The organism is Deltaproteobacteria bacterium (genome assembly GCA_013151915.1).
Classification (GTDB): Bacteria; BMS3Abin14; BMS3Abin14; order BMS3Abin14; family BMS3Abin14; genus BMS3ABIN14.
Window position 1 is genome coordinate 1 of record JAADHJ010000011.1, and the last position, 11,754, is coordinate 11,754.

At 55.8% G+C, this 11,754-nt stretch carries 10 protein-coding genes and 2 tRNA genes; 10 read left to right on the forward strand and 2 right to left on the reverse strand.

Features of this window, described 5'->3' with window-relative positions; all coding sequences use genetic code 11:
- From GXP52_02875 to GXP52_02915, 9 genes are all read left to right on the forward strand, one after another.
- Positions 1-170 (forward strand): hypothetical protein (locus GXP52_02875; protein NOY86231.1); only part of this gene is annotated, 170 nt, incomplete at its 5' end.
- Between the two features lie 429 nt (positions 171-599).
- The gene (locus GXP52_02880; protein NOY86232.1) at positions 600-1,673 is read left to right on the forward strand and encodes an alanine--glyoxylate aminotransferase family protein; all 1,074 of its coding nucleotides are present in this window, start codon (positions 600-602) and stop codon (positions 1,671-1,673) included.
- A gap of 10 nt (positions 1,674-1,683) precedes the next feature.
- Complete coding sequence (locus GXP52_02885) at positions 1,684-3,273, forward strand: phosphoglycerate dehydrogenase (protein ID NOY86233.1); 1,590 nt, start codon at positions 1,684-1,686, stop codon at positions 3,271-3,273.
- A 72-nt stretch (positions 3,274-3,345) separates the two neighbouring features.
- Positions 3,346-4,596 carry an ATP phosphoribosyltransferase regulatory subunit gene (gene hisZ / locus GXP52_02890; protein ID NOY86234.1) on the forward strand — a complete coding sequence of 417 codons (1,251 nt, stop codon included), beginning with the start codon at positions 3,346-3,348 and terminating at the stop codon, positions 4,594-4,596.
- A 379-nt stretch (positions 4,597-4,975) separates the two neighbouring features.
- Positions 4,976-6,265, forward strand: coding sequence for an adenylosuccinate synthase (locus tag GXP52_02895; GenBank protein NOY86235.1), 1,290 nt, complete (start codon positions 4,976-4,978; stop codon positions 6,263-6,265).
- 168 nt (positions 6,266-6,433) lie between these two features.
- Positions 6,434-6,510: transfer RNA gene (locus GXP52_02900), tRNA-Lys, on the forward strand.
- A gap of 9 nt (positions 6,511-6,519) precedes the next feature.
- Positions 6,520-6,597, forward strand: a tRNA-Glu gene (locus GXP52_02905).
- Positions 6,598-6,785: 188 nt separating this feature from the next.
- On the forward strand, positions 6,786-7,349 hold the full coding sequence (locus GXP52_02910) for a hypothetical protein (GenBank protein NOY86236.1): 564 nt from the start codon (positions 6,786-6,788) through the stop codon (positions 7,347-7,349).
- A 158-nt stretch (positions 7,350-7,507) separates the two neighbouring features.
- Positions 7,508-7,711, forward strand: a complete 204-nt coding sequence (locus GXP52_02915; protein ID NOY86237.1) for a cold-shock protein — start codon at positions 7,508-7,510, stop codon at positions 7,709-7,711.
- Between the two features lie 768 nt (positions 7,712-8,479).
- Here the strand turns inward: GXP52_02915 and GXP52_02920 are convergent.
- The gene (locus GXP52_02920) at positions 8,480-9,994 is read right to left on the reverse strand and encodes a glycosyltransferase family 39 protein (GenBank protein NOY86238.1); all 1,515 of its coding nucleotides are present in this window, start codon (positions 9,992-9,994) and stop codon (positions 8,480-8,482) included.
- A 191-nt stretch (positions 9,995-10,185) separates the two neighbouring features.
- On the reverse strand, positions 10,186-11,106 hold the full coding sequence (locus tag GXP52_02925; protein ID NOY86239.1) for an AEC family transporter: 921 nt from the start codon (positions 11,104-11,106) through the stop codon (positions 10,186-10,188).
- A 228-nt stretch (positions 11,107-11,334) separates the two neighbouring features.
- On the opposite strand from GXP52_02925, the gene GXP52_02930 reads away from it, so the two are divergent.
- Positions 11,335-11,739, forward strand: coding sequence for an Hsp20/alpha crystallin family protein (locus GXP52_02930; protein NOY86240.1), 405 nt, complete (start codon positions 11,335-11,337; stop codon positions 11,737-11,739).
- Positions 11,740-11,754 lie beyond the last annotated feature (15 nt).

Sequence of the window (11,754 nt, forward strand, 5' to 3'; positions counted from 1 at the left end):
TGGTGGACCAGGGGTTCATCTCGACAGAGTATAATTTCGGCGATATCCTCTTAGGTGGCGTCAGCTTCGATCTGGAACCGTCCATCAATTTCGGATTTGTGGTGGGGCTTGGGCTGAACGACGGCTCCTCGGACTTCCTGCTGGGCGGCAAGCTGGCCTTCTCGCTCTAAGGTTGATGACTTCGCAATAAGTCATCAATGCGCCCATTAATGGGCGCGCAAATCAATGGTTTGCAGCGCAAGTTGTTGATTTGTAAGGAAAGTGAAAATGACACTTTTCGCTTTCCGTGGAATAAAAAGCCATGAATGGACTTTTTACGACCCTATCAAAATTAATTCACCACAGCGTGACCACTTACAGGTCACACCACAGGGTTGTTGCACAGGGAAAAACCTTTAAAGATTAGTATTTTTTACTTTAAAACCCTGTGGAGCAGCCTGTAAGCCGGCTGCGCTGTGGTAAAATAAAATGATTCATCATTTGGTTTTTCGGGTGAAACATACACATTTTCGCGGGAGGTAGATGCTGATGATCAAGAAGAGGATATATTCGCCAGGTCCGGTGGACGTATCTCCATATCTCCATACACTGCGCTGGAGATGGCTCAGCCGATTATCCACCACAGGGCACCGGAGTTCATAACCGTCCTGAAGGAGGTTTTCGATGGTCTGAAGTTCATCTTCCAGACCAGAGGTGATGTGCTGCTGTTCACCTCGTCCGGGACCGGGGCCATGGAAGGCGCCGTTGCCAACATCCTGAACCCGGGTGAAAAGGCCATCTGCGTAAACGGCGGAAAATTTGGCGAGCGATGGGCCCAGCTCGTGTCTACCTATGGCGGCATCCCCGTGGTAATTGATGTTCCCTGGGGCCAGGCGGTTGACCCGGCGGTCATCGCCGAGAAGTTGGAAGACGACCCCGGGATCAGGGCGGTCTACGTTCAGGCCAGCGAGACGTCCACCGGGGTGTCCCATCCGGTTAAGGCCATCGCTGAGATCGTCAACCGCTACGAGGACAAGCTCATCATTGTTGACGGCATCACCGCGGTAGGGGTTATGAACCTGCCCTTTGACGAGTGGGGACTGGACGTGGTCGTGGGGGGATCCCAGAAGGCATGGCGGCTTCCTCCCGGCCTGTCCTTCGCCGCCGTCAGCGACAAGGCCTGGGCGGCTGTGGCTAAGTGTACACAGCCCAGATACTACTTCGACTGGGCCAAGGAGAGGAAGAACGCCGCCAAACCGAGCACGGCCTACACCCCGGCCGTTTCCCTCATCCTTGGGCTCAGGCAGGTGATACGCGAGATCAGGAAAGAGGGCCTTGAGGACATGTTCGCAAGGTGCGCTTCCTACGCCGAGGCTACCCGTGAGGCCATGAAGGCCATAGGGCTGAGGCTTTTCGCGCCCGACTCTCCGTCCGATTCCATAACCGCCGTTCTTGCCCCCGAGGGGATGGACGCCCAGGCCATTGTCAAGAATCTGAGCGTAAAATATGGGATCACAGTGGCCGGTGGTCAGGACAACGCCAAGGGAAAGATCTTCCGTCTTTCCCACATGGGCTACCTGGACGGCCTGGATATGGTAACCGCCATCGCCGCCGTGGAGATGACTCTCAGGGATTTGGGGCACAAGGTTGAACTCGGCGCGGGCGTCCGCAGGGCCGAAGAGATACTCGTCTGAAAGGGGGGCGGTGATGAAGGTACTTGTAAGCGACAAGTTGTCCCCGGCCGGGGTGGAGATACTTGAAAGGACCCCCGGCCTCTCGGTGGACGTGAACACCGGCCTGAAACCGGAGGAACTCAAGGAGATTATCGGACAGTACGACGGCCTGGTGATCCGCAGCGCCACAAAGGTCACCGGGGAAATCATCCAGGCGGCCTCCCGCCTCAAGGTCGTCGGCCGGGCCGGTATCGGGGTGGACAATGTCGACATCCCGGAGGCCACGAAAAGGGGGATCGTGGTCATGAACACCCCCGGCGGAAATACGGTGACCACCGCCGAACACGCCATCTCCATGATGTGTTCCCTGGCCAGGAATATCCCGCAGGCCGACGCGGGCATGAAGGCCGGCCGGTGGGACAAGAAACTCTACATGGGCGTTGAGCTCATGAACAAGACGCTGGGCATCATCGGAGTCGGTAATGTCGGCTCCATTGTGGCTAACAGGGCCCAGGGGCTCAGGATGAACGTCATCGCCTACGATCCGTATATCAGCGAAAAGGCCGCCGAGAAGATGGGCGTGGAGTTGGTTGATCTTGAAGAGTTATACAGGCGGTCCGATTTTATCAGCATCCATGTTCCCAAGACCGATGAGACGAAGAACCTGATCGACATCGAGGTGTTCAAGAAGATGAAGAAGGGGGTCCGGATCATCAACTGCGCCCGTGGGGGTATTGTGAACGAGGCCGACATGGCGGATGCCTTGAAGAAGGGGCTTGTGGCCGGAGCTGCATTCGATGTCTTCTCGAGTGAGCCGCCGGACAAGGACAACCCCCTGCTGGGGCTGGATAACGTCATCCTCACCCCCCATCTGGGCGCCTCCACCGGGGAGGCCCAGGTGAACGTGGCCATTGCGGTGGCAAACCAGATCGCTGATTACCTCGTCAACGGGACCATCACCAACGCGCTTAACGTGCCGTCCGTGAGCGGAGACCTTCTCCCGAAGGTCCGGCCCTACCTCGATCTGGCCGACAAACTGGGAAGCCTAACGGCCCAGCTCGTGGAATTTGCCCCCAAATCCGTGGAGGTCCGCTACGCCGGGTCTGTGCGTGATCTGCCCCTCGAGCCCATTACCATAAGCGTCCTGAAGGGAATACTGGAACCGGTGCTTGGCGTTGGCGCGGTAAACTTCGTGAACGCCACTGTTCTGGCTACCGACAGAGGCCTGAAGGTCAACGAGGTGAAGAGTTCGGAACCCGGGAACTACAGCAATCTCATCGAGGTTACCCTGTCCTCGGGTAACGATAAGATGGTGGCTGAGGGGTATATCTTCGAGGGTAGGGAACCGAGGATCGTCAGCATCGACGGATTCTCCATGGAGGCTATTCCCGAGGGTCACGTGCTGGTCCTCCGCAATGATGACCGTCCGGGCGTCATCGGCAACCTCGGCAAGACGCTGGGCAGTCACGGCATCAATATCGCCAGTATGCAGATAGGCCGCGACGAGCCGGGCGGGGAAGCTCTTTCTTTCATCCAGGTCGACTCGGAGCCCGGCGACAATGTCATCGATGCCCTCATGAAGCTGCCGCACATCAAGACCGTAACCAGGGTGAATTTCTAGGGTTTTCGGGGCGCGGGTCGGCGGTAATCCGGCCTGCGCCTTATTGCGTCCGGAAAAAACGAGGCTTTTCCCATGAAGAAACCAGAAGGTTCCTGGCTGCTGCCCACCGGTGTTTTCGAGATGCCCCCCGCCAGGGCGGCGTTTATAAGAAGGGTGGAAGGGCAGATCATGGATGCTTTCCGGCTGTGGGGGTACCGGGAGGTTCGCACCCCGGCCATGGAGTACCTGGAGACCATGGCCCAGGGACTTGAGGCGGCCGAATTGGATATGGCCTTCAAGCTGGTGGACCGGGCCACGGGCAGGGTGATGGTCCTGCGGTCCGATATGACGCCCCAGGTCGCGCGTATGGCGGCCCTGGCCCTTCAGGATGTTCCATATCCCCTGCGGCTGTGCTATGTCTCGGATGTCTACCGTTATCCCAGGGACCCCAGTCATCCCAGGCGGGAGCTGATCCAGGCGGGGGCCGAACTTCTGGGTCCGGGCGACCCACAGGCCGACGCGGAGGTGATCGCTCTTGCCGTGGAGTCCCTGAAAAGGATGGGATTTTCAGGGATCAGGATCTCCTTGGGGCAGGTCAGCTACGCCAGGGGTTTGTTGAAGGAGTGCGGTCTGTCCAGGGAAACGGAGGATCTCCTCATCGGAGCCGCGGACAGGAAGGACGTTGGGGAGGTCGGACGAATCCTTGACCGGACGAACGTACAACCATCCCTGAGGCAGTCGGTCCTCTCCCTGGCCGAGCTGCGCGGCGGCCTCGAGGTAATAAGGAAAGCCGGGAAGGGTGCCCCAAACGGCGAGTGTTCGGACGCCCTTTCCAACCTTATGGAGGTTCTTGACCTTGCTGTTTCCCACGGCGTCGATGCCCATCTCATCGAGGTGGACCTGGGAGAGCTGTCCTCGTTCAGATATCATACGGGAATCGTCTTCTCCGGTTTCGTTTCGGGCGCGGGCAGGGCGATTCTGAAGGGCGGAAGATACGATGATCTGGTTGGGAAGTTCGGTCGTCCCGCCCCGGCCACCGGTTTTGCCATTGATATCCTGGAATTAGTTGAGATCGTGTCGAGGACCGAAGTCAGGCACGGGGGTGTTGATTACCTCTTTGTGAACAGGTCCGGAGACCAGGCGAGAGGGCTGTCCGCCGCCATGGAACTGAGACGTAAGGGCCGGGGAGTATTTTGTCTTATCCAGGACCTGGGCGATGAGGATCTTCCGGCCTTCGCCGGGGCCCACGGGATCAAGACGATAATTGTTCTGGAAGACGGGGGGTTGAGGAGATGGGACAGCAAGGCCGGCAGATCCACCCCGTGTGATATTGATGCTCTATAATAAATAGGGTCGTCCTGGAAATGAGTACCTGAAGGATGGCCAGATTTTGTGAAAAGCTAATTTAACACAGGGTGCACAGAGTTTCACCAGCCGTCGCTGAAGCTATGGCTGGCAGGCAGGGTTAAATCAAAAAAATATTCCCCTCACCTGACTTCTTTGCGTAACTCTGCGGTATGTGCGGCCTACCATCGAGCCGCCTTTGCGTAACTCTGCGTTACAGCTCTAAAGCACAGGTTTTATCGCAGAGGGCCGCCCTTCGACAGGCTCAGGACAGGCGCGGAGGGCGCCACTCTCAGGCGCTGCCGCAAAGGGCCGCAAAGTAAAATAATGAGGTACGCATTATTGTGATGAACCATAATTTATTTCCGGAGGACAGGTAATGCCCAATGTTGTGGTTATCGGTGCCCAGTGGGGCGACGAGGGTAAGGGAAAAATCGTTGACGTCTATACCGAGCGGGCCGATGTGGTGGTGCGTTGCCAGGGGGGGCACAATGCGGGGCACACCGTTGTCGTAGGGGGGGAGACGACCATTCTCCACCTCATCCCTTCCGGCATCCTGCATTCCGGAAAACGGTGCCTTATTGGAAACGGGGTGGTGGTGGCTCCCGACGCGTTGGTAGCTGAAATGGACTCCGTTGCCGCTAAGGGGGTCGAGTTGGATGGGAGGCTTTTCATAAGCGAGAGGGCCCACGTCATCATGCCCTACCATGTCGCCCTGGACCAGGCGAGGGAGGAGAGGAGAGGGGTCAAGGCCATCGGAACAACGGGCAGGGGAATCGGGCCTGCCTACGAGGACAAGGTGGCCCGTACCGGGATACGGATCGGTGACATACTTAACCCTCCTGTTTTCCGCGAGAAGCTCGAGGCGGCCCTCGAATTCAAGAACTTCATCCTCGCCAGGTTCTTCGGCAAAGAGACATTCGATGAGTTGGAGGTTTTCGAATCCACCATGCTCCTGGCTGAGCGTATCCGGGGGTACGTCGCCGATACCACAGATCTGCTGCAGCAGGGGATTGCCGATGGGAAAAACGTCCTGTTCGAAGGGGCGCAGGGAAGCCATCTTGACATCGACCACGGTACCTATCCCTTCGTAACCTCGTCCTCCACCACGGCCGGAGGCGCCTGTACCGGTTCGGGAGTGGGACCCGGTTCCATCGACGAGGTGATCGGTATCTCCAAGGCGTATACCACGAGGGTGGGCGGGGGACCGTTTCCCACGGAACTGGGAGGATCGCCGGGTGAACGCATCAGGGATGCGGGAGATGAGTACGGGGCCACCACGGGAAGGCCAAGGCGGTGTGGATGGTTCGACGCCGTTGTGCTGGGCCAGAGCGCGATGGTTAATGGACTGACCGGGCTTGTGGTCACAAAGCTCGATGTTCTGGACGGGATCGATCCCGTCCGGATCTGTACAGGATATTCCTGCGGCGATCTCAGGTTTGACCATGTTCCGGCGGACCTGGACCAGTTGACCCTGTGCAAGCCCATTTACGAGGATCATCCGGGTTGGAAAGGGACAACAAGGGGTTTGAGAGAGTGGAAGGCCCTTCCCAAAGAGGCTCAGGCCTACATAAGGAGGCTCGGGGAGTTGACCGGGATTCCCATCGCCCTGGTTTCCACAGGGCCCGAGAGGGACGATTATGTGGAGCTGATCGATCCGTGGAGCTGATGAGCCCGCGGTTGGAAAAAAATATTCGTATGTAAGAAATAGACGACAATGTGCGAGGGAAACTTTATTCATGAAATATCGTGGGTGTGAGCCCATGGTATTGAATGGGATGGTATTGTACGAGACGGTTGACAATAAAGACAGTAAGTATTAGATAGTGACCCTCCGGAGCCCGTAGCTCAGTCCGGTAGAGCAGCGGACTTTTAATCCGTCGGTCGAAGGTTCGAATCCTTCCGGGCTCACCAATAAATATGGTCCCCTTCGTCTAGCCTGGCCCAGGACACCGCCCTTTCACGGCGGCGACACGGGTTCAAATCCCGTAGGGGACGCCAAAAAGCAATGGCCCCGGACTTTACTCCGGGGCTTTTTTTCGCGGTCAACCCCCGGTGTCAGAGACCTGACGGTCCACAACCATTTTCACGCATTGCGCTAACCGTTGCAATTCAGGTAATATAAAATATAGGCTGGGTCGGCGCATTTCCGGGGGGATGCTCCGGTTATATTTCAAGGAGGTATGACAATGCCTTATTCTTCACGATTTACGGTTTTCCTGCTCGGTTTCGTAGTTCTTTTTTCATTAACGGTTGCATCCAGCCCGGTATCGGCGGCGTCGGCGGCCAAGATCGATAAAAGGGTGAACGAGGCCCTTCGCACCTTCCACGAAGAGGTCAGCTCCGGCGATGAACTAATGGCCCAGGCAAAGGGGGTCCTGATATTCCCTAAAGTGTACAAGGCGGGTATCGGGATCGGAGGGGAATATGGTGAAGGCGTCCTGAGGATCAAGGGGAAGACCGTCGGCTATTACTCAACAGCCGCCGCCTCCATCGGGTTTCAACTGGGGGCCCAGTCCAAGATCGTTATTATCATGTTCATGTCGAATGATGCTTTGAACGGATTTCGCCGAAGCAACGGATGGGAAGTTGGTATTGACGGGTCGGTTGCGCTTGTGGACGTCGGTGCCGGTGGATCAATTGACACCACAAATATCAAGAAACCAGTCATTGGATTCATCATCGGCCAAAAGGGACTTATGTATAATTTGACCTTGGAGGGGTCGAAGATCACGAAACTTGACAAGAAATAAAAGACCACGAACCCAAATTCGGTTACGCGAGACGGGGAGGCTCCCCATCTCGTATTTTGCTTGTTTTTCCCATGGGTTTGCTGTAAAAATGGTTTGCCCGGGGGAGGTGGAACCCGGATGAGTCTGTTTGTTCTTTTCAGTGAGAAGGGGGTCACAGAATGGCAGAAGGTACGGTGAAATGGTTCGATGAGAAGAAGGGATTCGGATTTATCGCTCAGGAGGAAGGACCGGATGTTTTCGTCCACTATTCGGCGATCGGAGGGGAAGGCTTCAAGACCCTCCAGGAGGGCCAGCGTGTGACCTTTGAAATTACGGAGGGAACCAAGGGTCCCCAGGCGACCAACGTTCTTCCCGCCGAATAGAAAAGATATCATACCACCAAAAAGGCCCCTGTATTGGGGCCTTTTTTTTAGTTCATCCGGCTGGCTAATGCGTACCTTAACCCGGTGTCCAACGTTCAATGTTGATAGGGTCGCAAAAAGTCCATTTATGGCTTTTTGCTCTACGGAAAGCGAAAAGTGTCATTTTCACTTTCCTTACAAATCAACAACTTGTTTGGGCGCCCATCAGTGGGCGTAATGATGACTTTTTGCGAAGTCATCATTGTTCAACGGCGGGATTCAAGATCCAGAGTCCAGAGTAGAAAAGGGGACGCGGCAATCCCGGGCGACTTGTCACGGCGAAGTTCGAAAAACGAAGACGGAAGCTGAAAAAGCCGTCGCGGCGCCCTCCGGGCGCTACGGGATCGCTTCACTCGGATACGGTTCGCGATGACCAGCGAAGTCATTGCGAGGAGCATCGAGGGAGACGAGAGTGACGCGGCAATCTCATGCGGAGTTGAAAAGGTAGACGGAAGCAATCCCTAAAGTCAAAAGCTGATTTATCACAGTCACGCCGATGGCGTGACCTGGAGGTCACTTCACAGGGTTTAAAAAGAGGGTTGCACAGATTTTAAACTTCGCGAAACTTTGTTAACTTGTTTTAAATAAACCCTGTGCCACCCTGCCTGCCAGCCATAGCTTCAGCGACGGCTGGTGAAACTCTGTGCACCCTGTGTTAAGTTAGCTTTCCACAAAATCTGGTCATCCTTCAGGTACCCATTTCCGGGATGAACCAGTTTTTATTCGTTTTCAGCGTTTACCTGAAAACCCGTAGCATTTTACAAGGGTAAGAGGGAGGGAGTTCTGGTCCAGGGATGCATCCAGGACCAGAACCACACGCTTGAACCGTTGCAGCAAAAACTTCCTCTCGTGGGCGAAGTCCCTATAGCTGACGAAAAGGGCATTCTCTCCCGTGTGGGCGGAGGGATCAAACCATGAGAAGTGGCTCCTTCCGTGGACGCTTCCGGGTCCCAGGACGGTAACTTCCGGGTTGCCGGGGGTATAGAAGGCGGCGAGGGAGGAAAGAGCGTAGGACCTGGTGAAAACAAAGGTTGCCCCCTCCTTCTCCATTTCCTTCAGGTTGGCGGCTATCTCGGCGCCCTTTCCCGAGGGGGAGGCGGTGAGGAGCTTCAGATCCGAGATCTTTATCTTGTCGGGCCTGATGGGAGATTTCCAGCCCTCTGGAAAGGTAAGAGGCAAAATAGGAATAAGGAAGATCAGCAGGGAAATTGTCCAGGCGGTGGCGGCGGCTCCGATATAGTATCCGCCGGCCTTTTCCCCACGAAGAAGAAACCCGGCCACCGCAATCGCCAAAAAAGGGACCCCTATGCCGGTCCATTGAGGGTCGACTTTGGTCAGAACGCTGATGGCCAGAAAGCCTCCAAGGGGAACAAGGGCCAGGAAAGCCGGGATCTCCCAACGGGCCGTCACGGCGTTTCGTCCGGGCGGGAAACAGACGGCCAGAGCGGGGAAGGCCAGAAGGAAAACCACAGGGCTAAGGGCAAGAGCCTGTCCGGCCAGGTAATCGGCGAGGTGGGTCAACCCGAGAGCGAGGGGGGCCTGACGGGAGGAGAAGTTAAAGACAAAGGTGGCCCAGTTGTGGGATGCGTTCCAGATGAGAATGGGGACCAAACCAAGTGCTCCAATGCCCAGGGCGATGTAGGGCCCCGATTTCCTCAGGTAAAAACGGTATTTTGGTGAGAGAAGCAAGTATCCGAAACAGGCCGCGATGAGACCCACGCCCAGAAACTTGCTGAGGATGGCTGCGGCAAAGCAAACACCCAGGCCCCACCATGCGTATTTTCGATTCCTGACCACCGCCTGATAGAAGAGGTATCCTCCCATTGTTCCTGCCAGCACGAGAGGGGTATCGGTGGTGTATATCAGACCGCCGACTTCAAGAAGAGGTATCCCCATGGCAAGGATTCCCGTCAGGTTTGCGGTCTTCGTTGAACCCGAGATGAGAAGTGTCAGGCGGCGCGTTATCAGTATGACGAGTGGAATACCGATAATGGCGCCCATCCGGACAGCGAGTTGAGTATTCCCGAACAGTTTAATCAGGGGCCACATGACCCAGGCCGCCATGGGGGGATGGTCGTAATATGAGAGGGCGGGATGCCTGGCCCATTCCCAGAAATAGGCCTCATCCCCTGTAAGCGGCAGAACGACAGCGTAGACCAACCGGATTCCCGTGCTAATAACCAGGAGCGACCAGAAAAGCACTGCAAACCGACTCCCGGTTTTGTCCCCATTTTGAATCATCATTACGGTTTCCTTCAGCCAGGCACCGTTGAGTAAAAAGCCATTGAAGGACTTTTTACGACCCTACCAAGGTTGATGACTTTATAAGAGGTCATCACCGCGCCCTCTTTAGGGCGCTCAAATCGAAGATTTGTGAGGAAAGTGAAAATGACATTTTTCGCTTTCCGTTGAGTAAAAAGCCATGAATGGACTTTTTACGACCCTACCATAGTCGAGATCCAGAATGTGTAAGTAATGATCGAAAGGGCGGTGCTTGCCGTTACCGCTGCCGCCGCCAGGTCCTTGTCCCCGCCCATTTCCGCAGCCATGACGTAGGAGATGGTTGCCGATGGGCTTGCCAGGAAGATGATGGCCGCTCCCGCCGCACCCGGCTCCAGGTGAATAAGACGAAAGATGTAAAATCCAATCATGGGAAGGATTGCCAGCTTTAATGCGGCTGAGAGGGCAACAAGACGAACACGACGGGTTGAGAAAGGTTTCAGCGATCCCCCGATGATAAGCAGGGCCAGGGGAAGGGCCATTTCGGCGACTATCCTGAATGTATGCGCCAGGAACCCCGGTACCTTTATCCCTCCCGCGGAGAAGATAAGCCCAAGCAGGGTAGCCAGAATTATGGGATTGCCTAAAAATTTCCAGACCGTGTTGAGGGAAAGCCTTTCCCCCCCCCGGGCGAGCAGGGTAAAGAGCGAAATGGAGAGAAAATTCTGAAACAGCATGAGAAACCCGGCCAGGACGCTTGCGGCAGCCCTTCCTTCGGTTCCAAGAACGTAGAACACCACCGCCAGTCCAACGTAGCCCAGGTTTCCGTGAAAGGAGGTCTGGGAGAAGGTAGCCCTTCCGTTGGGAGATAGCCGCATTGCCCCCCCTGCGACCAGTGATAGGGCGAATATACCGGCCACAGCCAGAAAGGTCCCTCCGATCTGGCCCGGGTTGAAGCTTTCAGCGAAGTTTCCCCGGGAAATTTCGCTGAAAATCAGGATGGGAATGGCAATGTAGTAGACCAGGCGGTTGGCTGGTTGTATGAATGAATCCGGCAGGAATCCCAGTTTCCGGGAAAGGTATCCAAGTCCAATCACCAGGAAAACAGGGGATATGTTCTCAAGAATGGTCAGCATGGCACGGCGACTATAGCGGATGACATGTCTGCGGGCAAGAGCACTGTCAGCCTTGACAAGGGCCTGGCCGGAGCTAAATTCAGGGTATACAGAGGCATGGCGCCGACGGTTATTGACTCCTCGCCGGGATGGGGAGTCAACGGCGGCAAAGAAAGAAAGGAGGAAAATAAAATGGCGATTGCACGGATCAGAAGTCAAAGGCCTGTACTCTGGGGACCGTTTTTCGGCATGGGCGGCATTCAGAATGAGATGAACCGGCTACTCTCCGATTATTTCGGTGAGCCCGCCGAAACCGCCATAGCCGGTCTTAGTCCCGCCGTGGACCTCGTGGATACGGGGGAAAACATCCAGGTCAAGGTCGAGTTGCCCGGAATCGACAGGAAGGATGTGGAGATCTTACTGAAGGACGACACCCTTACCATAAAGGGCGAGAAGAAGGAGGAGAAGGAGGAAAAGGGAGAGAACAGGTACTACATCGAGCGGAAATTCGGTAAATTCTCCCGAACTCTGACCCTGCCTTCCAGGATAAAGGGCGACAAGGCCGCGGCGAAATTTGTTAATGGCGTCCTGCACGTCACCCTTCCCAAGGTCGATGAGGAAAAGACCCGGGAGACCAGGGTCGAAGTCAAGTAAACGGACTGTGTCCAC